Annotated in this window: 16 protein-coding genes; 6 read left to right on the forward strand and 10 right to left on the reverse strand. The window is 73.7% G+C overall.

Translation table 11 applies throughout. From position 1 onward, the window contains the following. Window positions 1-134: 134 nt before the first annotated feature. Both ACIP98_RS11205 and ACIP98_RS11210 read right to left on the reverse strand, forming a co-directional pair. Window positions 135-797 carry a response regulator transcription factor gene (locus ACIP98_RS11205; protein ID WP_319659018.1) on the reverse strand — a complete coding sequence of 221 codons (663 nt, stop codon included), beginning with the start codon at window positions 795-797 and terminating at the stop codon, window positions 135-137. Between the two features lie 224 nt (window positions 798-1,021). Then, complete coding sequence (locus ACIP98_RS11210; RefSeq protein ID WP_319659017.1) at window positions 1,022-1,669, reverse strand: DUF3000 domain-containing protein; 648 nt, start codon at window positions 1,667-1,669, stop codon at window positions 1,022-1,024. A gap of 89 nt (window positions 1,670-1,758) precedes the next feature. Between ACIP98_RS11210 and hemE the strand changes: the two genes are divergently transcribed. After that, window positions 1,759-2,802, forward strand: a complete 1,044-nt coding sequence (hemE, locus tag ACIP98_RS11215; protein WP_401975107.1) for a uroporphyrinogen decarboxylase — start codon at window positions 1,759-1,761, stop codon at window positions 2,800-2,802. Window positions 2,803-2,865: 63 nt separating this feature from the next. On the opposite strand, the gene ACIP98_RS11220 is transcribed toward hemE, so the two are convergent. After that, entirely contained in the window at window positions 2,866-3,825 is a 960-nt protein-coding gene (locus ACIP98_RS11220; protein WP_319659015.1) for a DUF4349 domain-containing protein, read from the reverse strand. Between the two features lie 126 nt (window positions 3,826-3,951). Between ACIP98_RS11220 and hemG the strand changes: the two genes are divergently transcribed. Both hemG and hemQ read left to right on the forward strand, forming a co-directional pair. Continuing rightward, complete coding sequence (gene hemG / locus ACIP98_RS11225) at window positions 3,952-5,421, forward strand: protoporphyrinogen oxidase (RefSeq protein ID WP_319659014.1); 1,470 nt, start codon at window positions 3,952-3,954, stop codon at window positions 5,419-5,421. 4 nt (window positions 5,422-5,425) lie between these two features. After that, the gene (gene hemQ, locus ACIP98_RS11230) at window positions 5,426-6,157 is read left to right on the forward strand and encodes a hydrogen peroxide-dependent heme synthase (protein ID WP_319659013.1); all 732 of its coding nucleotides are present in this window, start codon (window positions 5,426-5,428) and stop codon (window positions 6,155-6,157) included. 57 nt (window positions 6,158-6,214) lie between these two features. Here the strand turns inward: hemQ and ACIP98_RS11235 are convergent, their stop codons facing one another. The 5 genes from ACIP98_RS11235 to ACIP98_RS11255 form a co-directional block, all read right to left on the reverse strand. Next, the gene (locus ACIP98_RS11235) at window positions 6,215-6,961 is read right to left on the reverse strand and encodes a TIGR04222 domain-containing membrane protein (protein ID WP_319659012.1); all 747 of its coding nucleotides are present in this window, start codon (window positions 6,959-6,961) and stop codon (window positions 6,215-6,217) included. 71 nt (window positions 6,962-7,032) lie between these two features. Next, window positions 7,033-8,211, reverse strand: coding sequence for a DUF1996 domain-containing protein (locus tag ACIP98_RS11240; protein WP_319659011.1), 1,179 nt, complete (start codon window positions 8,209-8,211; stop codon window positions 7,033-7,035). Between the two features lie 13 nt (window positions 8,212-8,224). Continuing rightward, entirely contained in the window at window positions 8,225-8,962 is a 738-nt protein-coding gene (locus tag ACIP98_RS11245) for a DUF4142 domain-containing protein (RefSeq protein ID WP_319659010.1), read from the reverse strand. 160 nt (window positions 8,963-9,122) lie between these two features. Beyond that, complete coding sequence (locus ACIP98_RS11250) at window positions 9,123-10,520, reverse strand: DUF692 domain-containing protein (protein ID WP_319659245.1); 1,398 nt, start codon at window positions 10,518-10,520, stop codon at window positions 9,123-9,125. 120 nt (window positions 10,521-10,640) lie between these two features. Continuing rightward, complete coding sequence (locus tag ACIP98_RS11255) at window positions 10,641-11,444, reverse strand: peptidyl-tRNA hydrolase (RefSeq protein ID WP_401975113.1); 804 nt, start codon at window positions 11,442-11,444, stop codon at window positions 10,641-10,643. On the opposite strand from ACIP98_RS11255, the gene ACIP98_RS11260 reads away from it, so the two are divergent. From ACIP98_RS11260 to ACIP98_RS11270, 3 genes are read left to right on the forward strand one after another with little or no spacing between them, the layout of a single operon-like run. After that, window positions 11,386-12,063 carry an AIM24 family protein gene (locus tag ACIP98_RS11260; RefSeq protein ID WP_319659008.1) on the forward strand — a complete coding sequence of 226 codons (678 nt, stop codon included), beginning with the start codon at window positions 11,386-11,388 and terminating at the stop codon, window positions 12,061-12,063. The two genes, ACIP98_RS11255 and ACIP98_RS11260, sit on opposite strands and share 59 nt — an antisense overlap. 1 nt (window position 12,064) lies before the next feature. Further along, complete coding sequence (locus tag ACIP98_RS11265; RefSeq protein WP_401975115.1) at window positions 12,065-12,913, forward strand: ATP-binding cassette domain-containing protein; 849 nt, start codon at window positions 12,065-12,067, stop codon at window positions 12,911-12,913. Continuing rightward, window positions 12,910-13,581 (forward strand): ABC transporter, encoded by a 672-nt coding sequence (locus ACIP98_RS11270; RefSeq protein ID WP_319659006.1) that lies wholly within the window; start codon window positions 12,910-12,912, stop codon window positions 13,579-13,581. Before ACIP98_RS11265 ends, ACIP98_RS11270 begins: the two co-directional genes overlap by 4 nt. Before the next feature lie 7 nt (window positions 13,582-13,588). Here the strand turns inward: ACIP98_RS11270 and ACIP98_RS11275 are convergent, their stop codons facing one another. Both ACIP98_RS11275 and msrB read right to left on the reverse strand, forming a co-directional pair. Next, window positions 13,589-14,215, reverse strand: coding sequence for a LysE family translocator (locus ACIP98_RS11275; protein ID WP_401975118.1), 627 nt, complete (start codon window positions 14,213-14,215; stop codon window positions 13,589-13,591). A gap of 141 nt (window positions 14,216-14,356) precedes the next feature. Next, a complete protein-coding gene (gene msrB / locus ACIP98_RS11280; RefSeq protein ID WP_319659004.1) occupies window positions 14,357-14,764 on the reverse strand; it encodes a peptide-methionine (R)-S-oxide reductase MsrB in 408 nt (135 codons plus the stop codon). Window positions 14,765-14,788: the final 24 nt, after the last annotated feature.

The following is a 14,788-nucleotide window of genomic DNA, read 5'->3' on the forward strand; positions in this document are numbered from 1 at the left end:
GGGGGGGGGGGGGGGGTGGTTGTGTGGGTTGGGTGTCGGGGGGGGGGGGCCCCCTTCTCTGGTGTGGGGGGGGGGGGGGGGCGCGGCGCGGCGGCGGGGGGGGGGGGGGGGCGCCCCCGGGGCGGTGACTGCGATCAGTGGATGATGCCGGTACGCAGCGCTACCGCGACCATGCCCGCGCGGTCGCCCGTGCCGAGTTTGCGGGCGATGCGCGCCAGGTGGCTCTTGACGGTGAGCGCGGACAGGCCCATCGAGACGCCGATCGCCTTGTTCGACTGGCCCTCCGCGACCAGCCGGAGGACTTCGACCTCGCGGCCCGACAGCTCCCGGTAGCCGCCCCCGTGGCCGGGGGCACCGGGGGGCCGGCGCTGGACGCGCTGTCCTGCCGCGCCGATGGGGGCGCCGCCGGGGCGCCCGGGGATGCCGAGATTGGTGCGCGTACCGGTGACGACGTAGCCCTTGACGCCGCCCGCGAGGGCGTTGCGCACGGCGCCGATGTCGTCGGCGGCCGAGAGGGCCAGGCCGTTGGGCCAGCCTGCGGCGCGGGTCTCTGCGAGCAGGGTCAGCCCGGATCCGTCGGGGAGGTGGACGTCGGCGACGCAGATGTCTCGGGGGGTGCCGACCCGCGGCCTGGCCTCAGCGACGGAGGACGCCTCGATCACGTCGCGCACCCCGAGCGCCCACAGGTGGCGGGTCACGGTGGAGCGAACGCGGGGGTCGGCGACAACCACCATTGCGGTCGGCTTGTTCGGGCGGTAGGCGACCAGGCTTGTGGGGTGCTCGAGAAGAACCGACACCGGGCCTCCTGGGGGACTGTGGCTGGAAGGGTCACAGGTTCCTTCGGCAGCAACTTCGCCCGGCTTTAGAGAAAGATCACGGTTTGTTTAGTAACAATTCCGGCAATTCGGACGCCCTGTCGATCGTTGTCGATCGAAGGTGTGAAGATCGCGTTCATCGCGTGTGAGCCCGTGTTGACGGCGGTAAAGCGCGAGGTCGGGCGCAGGGGTGGGATGTGCTCGCGTCAGCGGGTCTGCTGCGGACCGCGCCGCTTCGGCAGCGGTACGACGGACGGCGCCCCGCCCAGCGGCGGGCGCGGGTCGGCCGGTGCCGGAGGCAGCCCGGCGCTCGTGCACATCAGGTCGCACCAGCCCGCCAGGTGCGCGGCGACGTCCGGCACGCCGCCGGCGGCCGCCACCGGGGTCCACGAGGCGCGGATCTCGATACGGGTGGAGTCCTCGCGCTCGGCGAGCGCGCCGAAGTGGTGCGAGGAACTGCGCGACACCGTGCCGCCCGCGGCCTCGAAGGCCGCGCCGTGCGTCTCCAGGGCGCCCGTCAGCCACGACCAGCTGACCTCGGGCAGCAGCGGATCGCCCGCCATCTCCGGTTCCAGCTCGGCCCGGACGAGCGTCACCAGACGGAAGGCGCCCTGCCATCCCTCCTGGCCGTCCGCGTCGTACAGCAGCACCAGTCGTCCGTCCGCCAGTTCCTCGCCGTCCACCACGACGGCCGCCTCCACGGCGTACGCGTGGGGGGCCAGGCGCTTGGGCGGCGGTACGGGTTCGAGCTCGACCTCGTTCCGGACGCGAGCGCGCCGCAGCGCGTCGACCGCGTGCTGGAACGGGAGAGGGGCGTCGTTCCCGTCCGAGAGGTGCCCATGAGCCGCTGCCATGCCCGGAAGCGTAGGCCGAAGGGCGGCTTCAGTGAGGGACGACACCCGGTTGGGCGGGTCGCCCACTTGGCGCATGCGAAGATTTGGGGGTGAGTGCGCACCAGCAGACCGCTGCTTCCCCCTTCATCCTGGCGTGCCGGCGTCGTCACGTGCCGCACACCCCCGTGTGGTTCATGCGCCAGGCAGGCCGCTCCCTGCCGGAGTACCTCAAGCTGCGCGAGGGCATCCCGATGCTCGAGTCGTGCATGCGGCCCGACCTCGTCACCGAGATCACGCTGCAGCCGGTGCGCCGCCACAAGGTCGACGCGGCCATCTACTACAGCGACATCGTGGTGCCCCTGAAGGCGATCGGGCTCGACCTCGACATCAAGCCCGGGGTCGGCCCCGTCTTCGCCGAGCCCATCCGCACCGCCGCCGATCTCGACCGGCTGCGTCCGCTGGAGCCCGACGACGTCAAGTACGTCACCGAGGCGATCGGCATGCTCACCGACGAACTGGGCGCCACGCCGCTGATCGGCTTCGCCGGCGCGCCCTTCACGCTGGCCAGTTACCTGGTCGAGGGCGGCCCCTCGCGCAACCACGAGCGCACCAAGGCGCTGATGTACGGCGAGCCCGAGCTGTGGGCCCGGCTGCTGGACCGGCTCGCGGACATCACCGCGGCCTTCCTCAAGGTGCAGATCGAGGCCGGCGCGAGCGCCGTGCAGCTCTTCGACTCCTGGGTCGGCGCGCTGGCCCCGGAGGACTACCGGCGCTACGTCATGCCGGCCTCGGTGAAGGTCTTCGACGCCGTGGCCGGGTACGGCGTGCCCCGCATCCACTTCGGCGTGGGCACCGGCGAGCTGCTCGGGCTGATGGGCGAGGCCGGCGCGGACGTCGTCGGGGTCGACTGGCGGGTGCCCCTGGAGGAGGCGGCGCGCCGCGTCGGCCCCGACAAGGCGCTGCAGGGGAACCTGGACCCGGCCGTGCTCTTCGCCCCGACCGCGGCCGTGGAGAAGAAGGCGCGCGAGGTGCTGTACTCCGCGCAGTCCGCGCCCGGGCACATCTTCAACCTCGGGCACGGCGTCCTGCCGTCGACCGACCCGGACGCGCTCACCCGGCTCGTGGAGTTCGTCCACCAGCAGACGGCGCGCTGAGGCTCCGCGCGCGGTCCGTGCGGCGGGCGGGAGCCGTGCCGCACGGACCGTGCGCGCGTCGCCTCAGGGGCGCGGCTCCACGGGCGCGGCGACCGGCGCGGTGACCGGCGCGGGCGCGACGGGGCCGCCGCGGCGGCGGCGCAGCATGCGGACGGCGAACACGCCCAGCAGGGCGAGAACGGCGAACGGCAGCACGGCGGCGAGGGCGATCAGCAGGGCGCGCAGGGTCACGTAGAACGCGTGCCAGCCCGCGCCGAGCGCGTCGCCCACGGAGGCCCAGAACCCGTCGGCCTTCTCCGGCACCGCGGCCTTCTCCGGCTCGGTGAGGACGAGGGTCACCGTCGCCATGCCGGTCCGCTCCTTGAGCGAGGCCTGCTGCGCCTCCAGTGCCTCCAGATCGGCCTGGCGGGTGCTGAGTTCGCCCTCCAGCGTGACGACGTCGCTCAGCCGGGTCGCCCGGTCCATCAGTTCCCGCACCCGCGTGACACTCGCCCGCTGCGACTTGATGCGGCTCTCGACGTCGACCACCTGGCTCGTCACGTCCTCCGCGGTGACCTTGCGCTGCAGCAGCTTGCCGAGGCCGGCCAGGTCCCCGAGCACCCGCTCGTAGTCCGCCGGGGGCACCCGCAGGGTGACGCGGGAGTGCTCGCGGCCCTCGTCGTCCAGGGACGTGCTCTCGTCGCCGATGTAGCCGCCCGCGGCCTCGACCAGGGTGCGGGACTCGGCGAGTGCGTCGGGGACGTCCTTGGCCTCGACGGTGAGCGTCGCGGTACGGACGATGAGGCTGCGGTCCAGGACGGGGGTCCGGGTGCCCTTCGCCCCCGACGAACCGGTGGCGCCGGAGGGCGCCTGGGCCATGCCGTCCGCCGGTGCCGCCTTCTCCGGCGCCGCGGCGGCCTTGTCGTCCGCGCTGCTCTGGAGGCTGCCGCCGTCGGCCGACGCGCCGCATCCGGTGAGCGCCAGCACGCCCGCCAGCGCGAGCGCGGCAAGTGCTCTGCGGGCAGTGGTCGTTGGTGCGTTCATGGGGTCCCCCCTGGGGCCGGTGCCGATGTTGCAGGTTCGACGCCGCCGACCCGAGGGGGGTTTCGGATCCGTGATCCCGAAGAGGTCACGGTTAGGGCTCGTTCCGGCGTCTGAGACAGTGGAGGCATGAGCGAAACGCAGCCCCGGGCCGGACACGTGGTGGTCGTCGGCGGCGGGGTCTCCGGACTCTCCGCGGCGCACTTCCTGCTGGAGGGCGGTGCGGCACGCGTCACGGTGCTGGAGTCCTCCGGCCGGCTGGGCGGCAAGCTGTACGCGGACGAGATCGCCGGCGTCCCCGTCGACCTCGGGGCGGAGTCGCTGCTGGCCCGCCGCCCCGAGGCGGTGGACCTGGCCCGTGCCGTCGGCCTCGGCGACGACCTGGAGCCGCCCGCGACGACCACCGCCGGGCTCTGGACGCGCGGCAGGATGCGGCCCATGCCCAAGGGCGGGGTGATGGGCGTCCCCGGCGACATCGGCTCGCTCGCCGCCTCCGGCGTGCTCTCCGCGGCCGGTCTGGCGCGGCTGCCGCTGGACCACGTGCTGCCCCGCACGAAGGTGGGCGACGACGTCGCCGTCGGCAACTACGTCGCGGCGCGGCTCGGCCACGAGGTCGTCGACCGGCTCGTCGACCCGCTGCTGGGCGGGGTGTACGCGGGCAACGCCTACGAGATCTCGCTGCGCGCCGCCATCCCGCAGCTGTACGAGAGCGCCCGCTCCGGCCGTTCCCTCATCGAGGCGGTCCGCGAGACCCAGCGCCGTGCGGCCGCGGCGGCCTCCGCGGCCGCCTCCGCGAAAAAGGAGCCGGCGCCGGTCTTCGCCGGCATCCGCGGCGGTGTCGGACGGCTGCCCGTCGCGGTCGCCGAGGCGTGCCGCGCCGCCGGCGCCCGCATCGTGACCGACGCGCCCGTACGGCAGTTGCGGCGCACCCCGGAGGGCTGGCAGGTCACCTGGGACCACGAGGGCGTCCGCGAGGTGCTGGAGGCCGACGCGGTCGTGCTGGCCGTGCCGGCGCCCGCCGCGGCCAAGCTGCTCGGCTCGGAGTCCCCGGGTGCCGCGGCCGATCTCGCGGCGGTGGAGTACGCGAGCGTGGCCCTGGTGACGATGGCCTTCCGGCGCCGCGAGATCACGCACGCCCTGCCCGGCAGCGGTTTCCTCGTCCCGCCGGTCGACGGGCGCACCATCAAGGCGTCCACCTTCTCCAGCCAGAAGTGGCACTGGAGCGGGACCGCCGACTCCGACGTCTACGTGCTGCGCACCTCGGTCGGGCGGTACGGCCAGGAGGCCGATCTCGCCTGGGACGACACCGACCTCGTGCGGCTCTCCCGGGAGGACCTCGGCGAGGCCGTCGGGCTCACCGCCGCGCCGGTGGCGGCCCGGGTCACCCGGTGGGACGGCGGCCTCCCGCAGTACCCGGTCGGCCACCTCGCCCGCGTCGCCCGCGTGCGCGAGCAGGTCGCCAAGCTGCCCGGCCTCGCGGTCTGCGGGGCGGTGTACGAGGGCGTGGGCGTCCCCGCCTGCGTGGCGAGCGCGCGCGGCGCCGCGGACCAGGTGCTGGGCACCCTGCGGCCGTCCGCGGAACCGGGCGCGGGACAATAGCCCCATGACCGACTCGACTGCTTCCGACGCACCGGCCAAGGCCCCCAACGCGGGCAAGAAGGCCAAGGACCTCAACGAGGTCATCCGCTACACCCTCTGGTCGGTGTTCCGGCTCCGCGACGTCCTGCCCGAGGACCGCGCCGGCTGGGCGGAGGAGGTCGAGGAGCTCTTCGAACAGCTCGCCGCCAAGGACGTGACGGTCCGGGGGACCTATGACGTCTCCGGTCTGCGCGCCGACGCGGACGTCATGATCTGGTGGCACGCGGAGACCGCGGACGCCCTCCAGGACGCCTACAACCGCTTCCGCCGCACCCGCCTCGGCCGCGGTCTGGACCCGGTCTGGTCCAACATGGCCCTGCACCGCCCCGCGGAGTTCAACAAGAGCCACATCCCGGCCTTCCTGGCCGACGAGACGGCCCGTGACTACGTCTCCGTCTACCCCTTCGTCCGCTCCTACGACTGGTACCTGCTGCCCGACGAGGACCGCCGCCGCATGCTCGCCGACCACGGCAAGATGGCGCGGGGCTACCCGGACGTGCGGGCGAACACGGTGGCGTCGTTCTCGCTGGGCGACTACGAGTGGATCCTGGCCTTCGAGGCGGACGAACTGCACCGGATCGTGGACCTGATGCGCCACCTGCGGGCCTCCGAAGCGCGGATGCACGTCCGTGAGGAGGTTCCGTTCTACACCGGCCGCCGCCGGTCGGTGGCGGAACTGGTGGCGGGCCTGGCCTGACGGCGCCGCCGTACGTGTGAAGGGGCGGCCGGGGAACCGGCCGCCCCTTCGGCGTCCTCAGGCCAGCGCCGCCCGGAGCTCGGGGTCGGGCAGCGCGGACGGGCCGCGGACCGCGAGGGCGGTGAGCAGATGGGGGTCGTCGGGGGCGGGGGCGCGCGGGACGGGGACGGCGCGCAGCAGGTCCTGGCCGGTGGGGGAGGCCCAGCGGCTGTAGGGGTGGACCTCGACGTGGGCGATGCCGAGGCAGCCGGCGGTCAGCAGCAGCGGAAGCGCGAACCAGGGCGCGATCGGGGCGCCGCCGCCCGGGTTGCCCGCGGTCGCGGCGGCCAGCGCGACGACGATGACCACGAGGGCGGCGCGGACCTCGCGCATGCCCGCGGCGACGGACTCGCGGGCCGCGGCGGGAACCGCCAGACCGGCCGCGGTGAGGCGGTCGGCCAGGGCTTCGACGACGTCGGAGCCGGCGTGCGCGACGCGGGTCGCGGGGATCTCCCGCTGGCCCTCGGGACCGATCGCGGCGATCAGGGCGCGCTCGATGGCGTTGCGCCCCTCGGGGTCGACGACGGTCGCCCAGCCGGTCCCCGCCAGGTGCAGACGCCGCTGGCGGCCCATCGTGACCATCGCCAGGTCCGTTACCCTGCGCGGCCCGCCGGACAGGTAGGCCATCTCGTACAGCCCGAGCCGGCGCTCTCCCTCGCTGGGGGCCCGGGACGGCGGTTGGGCCGCGGCGACCGCCGCCCTGCACAGGTGTGCGCAGGAGACGATCGCCGCGGCCCAGGCCACGCAGAGGAACAGCATCCACATGGGGGAGTTCTAGCCCAACCCCCGTGGGGTTCGCCCGGGGTTTCCCGGAACGGGCGGGCGGCCCCGGGGCGTCAGCCGCAGGTGCGGTTGCGGTTGATGCAGCTGACGACCTGGTTCATCAGGTTCGCCGGCATGAAGTTGGCGAAGTCCGCGTGGTCGGTCACCGGCTTGTGCTGCTGCTCCGGGAAGCTGTCGACCGCGTAGTTCGGACCCTGCGGCACCTGATAGGTCAGGCGCATCTGGAGCTGGGGGACCGCCTTGGTGCCGGACGGGCACTGGCCGGCGCCGTCCGGGAAGACGATGTGGGTGCGGTGGTTGGCGCTGTCGGTGTTCACGCCGTCCCAGCAGCTGGGGAAGTTGAGGGTGCGGACCACCTGGCTGCCCCGCGGGCACAGCGGGTACTTGTCGGTGAGCTGGCGGTTCTCGAAGCCCGTGCAGCTCCACGACGCCTTGGCGTTGGCGACGCCGTTGGTGAAGGACTTGGCGTCACCGGTGATGATCTTCAGGGTGGAGGGCATGCCGACCACCTTGGCGGTCGGGTTGCCCTTGAAGGTCAGGCTGACCGACCGGGCCTGGAGGATGGTGCCGGTGTTGCCGTCGGCGTCGGGCGCGTCGTTGGCGCTGCGGGTGCGCAGCACCGGCCAGAAGTAGGCCGACTTGTCGCCGCGGGCGCAGGTGGTGCCGGCCGCCGCCAGCGTCTCGTTGGTCGAGAAGCCGTCGGTGCTCAGGTTGCCCACGTAGTCGTGCACGTGGTGCGCGCCGTTGGAGACACCCGGGGCCACGATGAAGTTGTCGGGGTTGTTGTGCTTGTTCTCGTTGCGTCCGCAGCGCGCGGTGAAGGCGCCGCGCGAGGCGCCCCGCTGGTTGGCCGCCCGCTGCACGTTGGGCTGGACCGAGCGGATGTCCGCGAAGTCCGCCGCGACCGGCCCGTTGGTCTGCGTACCGCCGGCGGGGGCGGACGCGGACGCCGAGGCGGAGGCGGAGGCCGACGGCGCGGCGGTCCCGCCGTTCTGGCCGCCGTTGTTCTGGTTCCCTCCGTTGTTGTTCCCGGTGTCGGCCTTGGTGCTGTTCCACGGGTTGGGCTTCTGCCACCCGTCGGAGTGGCCGGAGGAGGGCCGCCAGTGGGCCGAAGCCGAGCCGGTGACCAGGGCGAAGGTGCCGCCGGAGCCGAGCAGTGCCAGCACGGCTATCAGCACGAGTTGCTTGGTGCTCAACCTGCGCCGGTGGTTCATCTGTTGTCGTGTGGGCATGGATAGCTCATTTCTACTGCGACGGCTGGGGTGAGGACGCCGCGGGAGGGAGGGAGTACGTGGGGGACGGCGTGACGACGAAGGTCGGTTCTCCGGGGGCCGGGGAGACCGGTATCGCGGCCGCGGGGTTGGTCGGGCTCGCGGTCGTGTCGACGGCGATCTGGTCGAAGTTCACCAGCCCGGTCTTCTCCAGGACGGTGATGTGGTCGAGCACCGTCGCGTTCGCCTGGTCCGCGAGCTGGCGGACCAGTGAGTTGCGGGTGGTGGCACGCACTTGGGCGATCACCGAGAAGACCTGGCCGTGGGCGAGCCGCACGATGTTCGCGAACTTCTGGTCGAAGTCCTTGCCATTGGCCGCGGAAAAGGTGGCCAGAAAGCCCATTTGCTGCTGAGTGGGCTGATTGGGCAGGGTGATGCCCAATAGGGGGGCGATCGTGCGACACGTCTCGTCCAGGCCCGTGTGCCCGTCGATGAGGTGTTGTCCCGCACGTTTGACGGCGGGGGTCGTCCCCTTCTGCAGGGCCATCTGTCCGGCGGGGAACTCCCACAGGCCGGCCAGTCGCACCTTGGTGACGAAGGTGCGGTCCAGCTGGGTGAGCGGACCGTACTGCGTGGCGACCGTCTGGGCGGCGGCCGCGGTGACGGCGGGGCTGTTCAGCCCTGACATGACCGGGTAGGCCAGCGCGGCCAGGGTGACCACGAAAGCCCCGACCACAAGGCTCAGTCCGGTGGCGTAACGGGTGGATCGCATGGGACCGCACGTTAGTGCGTTTGACGCGGTCCGGGCGAGTTAACATCACGTATTCGCGAATCCGGGGAATCACCGCGCAGTTCTTGGTACGTTGTTGCGTTTCCCGGTGAACGGCCTCCGCTGGTATTTGCGTCGCAGGTCGGAGGCCTGTTGAAAAAGATTATGGCAGCTTTGAACGGAGCGTGTCCCGCATACGTATGAATACGCGTGAGGGCTGTCGCGAGATCGCGGACCGGTGCCGCAGCAGCCGTCGTTGCCATCCGTTCAGGGGGGCCGGACCCGAGCGTTCCCGCCACCAGACGTGGAGTTGGCGCAGGGCCGCGGCGTCGGGCAGCGCGGTGGTGCCGGCAGTGCCGGAAGCGCCGGCTGTGCGCGCTGTGCCGGGTGTGCCCGCCCCGTCGAGCAGGTGGGCGGCGAAGTCGAGGGCGTCGCGCCGGTAGCCCCCGCCGAGCGGTCGGGCGGCGGCGTACCGCAGGAACGCGGGCCGGTAGACCGGGCCGAGGATCTCCGGCAGTTCGGGCGCGACCTTCGCCACGATGCCGGCCCGCTTGGCCGCGAGGGCCCGGCTCTGCACGCCGACCCGGACCCGGTCGAAGCCCTCGGGCACCGGAGTGCCGGCCACGAGCGCGGACAGCAGTGCCGTCTGGCGCAGGGCGAGCCGCTGCCGCGCGGCCCGCGCCGCCGGCGCGACCGCGTCGGGCAGGGCGGGCGGCGCACCGGCCGGGAGACGTGCCCCGCCCTCCACCACCGCGCGGACGGAGGCCAGTTCGGCCGCCAGCTCGTCCCCCGCGGGGAAGTCGTCGTCGCGCTCCAGCAGGACGCCGGGCGGGCAGGCCCGCTCGTACAGCGCCGCCAGCACGTCGAGCACGGCCGGGGGCACGGGGTGGGCGTGGCTGTCGTGCCACACGCCGTCCTTCTCGTAGCCGCCAGCGACATGGACGTAGGCGATGGCGCCGGCCGGCAGCGCGCCCAGGGCGGCGACCGGGTCCTCGCCCCGGTTGACGTGGTTCGTGTGCAGGTTGGCCACGTCGATCAACAGCCGTACCCCGGTGCGCTCCACGAGTTCGGCGAGGAAGGCGCCCTCGCTCATCTCCTCGTCCGGCCAGGCGACCAGCGCGGCGATGTTCTCCAGCGCGAGCGGCACGGGCAGCGCGTCCTGTGCGATGCGCACGTTCTCGCAGAGTACGTCCAGCGCGTCGCGGGTGCGCGGCACCGGCAGCAGGTGCCCGGCCTCCAGCGGGGCGGAGCCGGTCGTCTCGCCGCCGCCGCGGACGAAGGCGATGTGCTCGGTCACCAGCGGTGCGCCCAGCGCCCGGGCGCGCTGCGCGAGCGCGGCCAGCCGTTCCGGGTCGGGCCGCTCGGCGCCCCCGAGGCCGAGCGACACCCCGTGCGGGACGACGGTGACGCCGCGCTCGCGCAGCCGTACCAGGGAGTCCGGGACATGGCCCGGACACACGTTCTCCGCGACCGCCTCGACCCAGTCGACGCGGCCGGCCTCCGCCAGCTCCTCGACGGTGTCCGCGATCTCCGGACGCCAGCCGATCCCCGTGCCCAACATCGAGTGCTCCACCGGTCCCCCTTCCTCCTGCCGGGGTTGTGGCCCCGCAGAAGTGGCACGAACCGTGTCCGCCGCCGGTTCAGAGCTCGATTTGAGCTTCGGCCGCCGCGGCGGCCGCGGTCACCGCAGCGCCGGGTGGTCCGCCACGACCGTGCACGAGCCCGGCGCGATCTCGGTGAACCCGGCGTCCCGCACGACGGGCAGACGGCCCGATGCGAGCGCCTCCCACCGCTCGGGGTGCGCGGTGCGCACGGCAAGTGCGAAGCCCGCCTCGCGCCACAGCTCCCGGTCGGCCGGCGACAGGGCGAGCCAGGCGAGTTGCGCGCCGTGCCCGGCCTGCGCCATGGCCTTGCCCGCCGACATCTCCACCCCGGGATTCAGCCAGAGCACGGGGGTGCCCGGCTCGGCCTCCGCGGGCGACTCGGGGTCCTCCAGCTCGGTGCCGGAGACCTGCAGCCTGGCCAGGTCCTTCGGCCAGCCGTCCAGCGGCACGGGCGGGAAGACCCGCACCTCGGTCGACGTGCCCGTCACCGTGATCCCCGGCAGCGCCTCGGCGCGCCGCCACTCGGCCCCTCGGGCCCGCCGCACCACCTTGCGGATGCGGGCGTCCTCCCAGCCGTGCACGGCCTCGGCCCACTCGCCGTCCTCCGCCGTGGCGCGCTCGTCGGAGCGCAGCGCCAGGACCGCGCGGGCGGCGGTCTCCAGGGCGTCGGTGCGGGCGGGGGGCGCGTCCCGCTCGATGCGGACGACCAGCGGGAGAACGAACTGGGGACGGCTGTCACGAGGATCGGTGCTCACCGCAACAGTCTGCCACCCGGCCCGGACGGGCTTGGCAGGGGCGATCCCTCCGGGCCAGGATGTGCCCGTGCGCAGCGACCTCTTCGCGACCGAGAACACGGCGCGGCCGGCCACCGAGCCCGGCATGACCCTGCAGAACGCCAAGTCGATCAAGTACGCCGTCAACGGCGAGTGCTTCGCGCGGCAGGGCTCGATGATCGCCTTCCGCGGCAACCTGCAGTTCGAGGTGAAGGGTCAGGGAGTCGGAAAGTTCCTCAAGCGCGCCCTCACCGGCGAGGGCCTCCCGCTGATGACGGTGCGCGGCCAGGGCGAGGCCTGGTTCGCGCACGAGGCCGCCAACTGCTTCGTCATCGACATCGACCCGGGCGACAGCCTCACCATCAACGGCCGCAACGTGCTGGTCTTCGACGCGACGCTCGCCTACGAGATAAAGGTCGTCAAGGGCGCCGGCATGGTCGGCGGCGGCCTGTTCAACAGCGTGTTCACCGGTCACGGCCGCCTGGGCGTGATGTGCGAGGGAAACCCCATCGTGATCCCGGTCACCCCGCAGGCGCCGGTCTACGTCGACACCGACGCCGTCGTCGGCTGGAGCGCGCAGCTGCAGACCTCGCTGCACCGCTCGCAGAGCTTCGGCTCGATGCTGCGCGGCGGTTCGGGCGAGGCGGTCCAGCTGATGCTGCAGGGCGAGGGCTTCGTGATCGTGCGGCCCAGCGAGTCGCAGCCGCACCAGCCCAGCGCCCACTGACGTGCGGCTGGAGGCGGTCGGCCGGCGCTATGGGGCGCGCGGGCCGTGGGTGCTGCGGGACGTGGGGCTGGAGCTGCCCGGGCACCAGCTGCTGCGCGTCGAGGGCGCCAACGGCAGCGGCAAGTCGACCTTCCTGCGCGTCCTGGCCGGCATCGACCGCCCCACCGCCGGGCGCGTCACCGGGCGCCCGCGCACCGCGTACGTGCCCGAGCGCTTCCCGCCCGCGCTGCCCTTCGACGCGCTGGGCTATCTCGTCCACCTCGGGCGGGTGCACGGCCTCGGCAGCCGTACCGCGGCCGACCGTGCCGGGCAGTGGCTGGAGCGCTTCGGCATCGCCCGGTACGCCCGCACGCCGCTGCGGGAGCTGTCGAAGGGCACGTGCCAGAAAGTCGCCGTCGTCCAGGCGCTGCTCGCCGAGCCGGAACTGCTCCTCCTGGACGAGGCGTGGACGGGCCTGGACCCGCAGGCGCGCGCCGTGCTGGACGACGCCGTGCGCGCCACCGTCGCCGCGGGCGGCACCGCGGTCTTCGTCGACCACGACGTCCGGCGGCTGGCCGGGGACACCACGGCAGCGCACCGCGTGGCGGACGCCCGGCTGGTGCCCGTCCCCGTGCCCGTGCCCGTGCCCGTGTCGCGCGACGGGGACGCCGGGCCGCTGGTGGTCGTCGAGGCCGAAGGGCGCGGAGAGCCGCCCGCGGGCCTCGGTGACGGCACGTCCGCGCCCGGCACGCTCCGGCTGACCGTCCCCGCCCGCGAATCCGACGCCGTCCTGCGGCGGTTGCTCGACGCGAACCCGCCCTGGCACATCCGGGCGGTGCGCCCGGCGGCCGGGCCGACGGAGGACGCATGACCGCGCTGCTGCGCTACCAGACCGCCCTGCTGCTGCGTTCGTACCGCTGGCCGGCGCCGCTGCTGCTGTACGCCGCGCTCCTGGCGATCGGCCTCACCGCGGGGCCGCAGCCGCTGCTGGACTCCCTCGGCTGGAACGCGGCCGCGCTGCTGCCGGCCGCCGCGTGGCTGGTCCGGGTCTGCGTCACCGGCGAGCCCCCCGCCGCCCGCGCGGTGGTGGCCGCGGCCGCGGGACCGGCGCGGGCACACACGGCGGCGGTGCTGGCCGCGCTGGGGTGCTCGGCGCTGACGGGCGTCGTGGGCACCGGTGTGGTCCTGTGGGTTGCCGATCCGCACACCACCGACCACCTCAAGGCCGTGCCGCTGGGGCCGGCCGCCGTGTCGGGGGTGCTGACGGTCCTGGTGTCGGCGCTCCTGGGCACGGCGGTGGGGGCGCTCACCAATCCGCCGGTCCTGGTGCGTCCCGGCTGGGCGGTGCCGGTCACCACGGGCGCCGCGGTCGCGGTGCTCGTCGCGGGTGGTTCGCCCGCCAATGCCGCCGTGCGCGACCTGGTCACGGCCTCGCACACCGGCAGCGTCCCCTACCCGCTGCCGTCACTCCTGGCCGCCGTGGTCCTGGCGGCGGGTGCCGTGGCGGTCGCGGGGCTGCTGAGCTCCCGTCGCGGGTGACGATCCGTCAGTTCTCCAGCGCCATGCGCACGCCCAGCGCCACCAGCACCCCGCCCGAGACGAGTTCGAGCCTGCGCCGGACGGCGGCGCGGCCGAGGACGGACCTCAGCCGGTCGACGAACCAGACGTACGAGCCGTACCAGCCGACCTCGAAGACCGCCCACAGGGCCGCCAGCCCCACCATCGTGGGCAGTTGGGGCGCCTCCGCGGGAACGAACTGGGGGAGGAACGACATCGCGAAGACGGCCGCCTTGGGGTTGGCCAGGTTCATGCCGAGCCCGGCCCGGTAGGCCGCCCCGGGCGTCACGAGAACGGCCCGCGGCTCCGGCTCCTCCGCGTCGCCCCCGCGGCCGCGGCGGGCCGACCGCAGCGCCTGGACGCCGAACCAGAGCAGGACCGCCGCGCCCACGATCCGTACGGCGCCGTACGCGGCCTGCGAGGCCGCGAGCAGCGCGGTGAGACCGAGGGCCGCCGACAGGCCCCACAGGAAGACGCCCGTCTCGTTGCCGAGCACGGTCAGGAAACCCGCGCGGCGGCTCCGCAGCGAGTGGCGGATGATCAGTACGGTGCTCGGCCCCGGGGCGGCGGCGATCAGCAGGCACGCCCCGAGGAACGGCAGCAGAAAGGTCGGCATCCGCTCATGGTGGGGCCGCCGCCCACGACCGCACCAGCTGTTTTCCCCGCGTCGGGTTTGCCGGGGGCCGGCACGCTACCCACCCGGCGGCGGTCCGTGAGGACGCGCCGCACGGGGAGGCGGTCAGGACGCCGGTCGGGGTCAGCCCTCCGCGGGCTCCAGCCGCAGCGAGATCGAGTTGATGCAGTAGCGCTGGTCGGTGGGGGTCGGGTAGCCCTCGCCCTCGAAGACATGGCCCAGGTGGGAGCCGCAGCGGGCGCAGCGCACCTCGGTGCGGACCATGCCCATCGAGCGGTCCTCGATCAGCTCCACGGCCTTGCTGTCCCGCGGGTCGTAGAAGGACGGCCAGCCGCAGTGGGACTCGAACTTGGTGTCGGAGGTGAACAGCTCCGCGCCGCAGGCGCGACAGGAGTAGACGCCGTTGGTCTTGGTGTCGGTGTACTCACCGGTGAACGCCGGCTCCGTCCCGGCCTTGCGGAGGACGGCGTACTCCCGCGGCGTCAGCTCCTCGCGCCACTGCTCCTCGGACTTGTCGACTTCGTACGCCATGGTGTCCTCTCCCTCGTGTCCCTC

The sequence above is a fragment of the Streptomyces sp. NPDC088354 genome, assembly GCF_044753585.1.
Classification (GTDB): domain Bacteria; phylum Actinomycetota; class Actinomycetes; order Streptomycetales; family Streptomycetaceae; genus Actinacidiphila.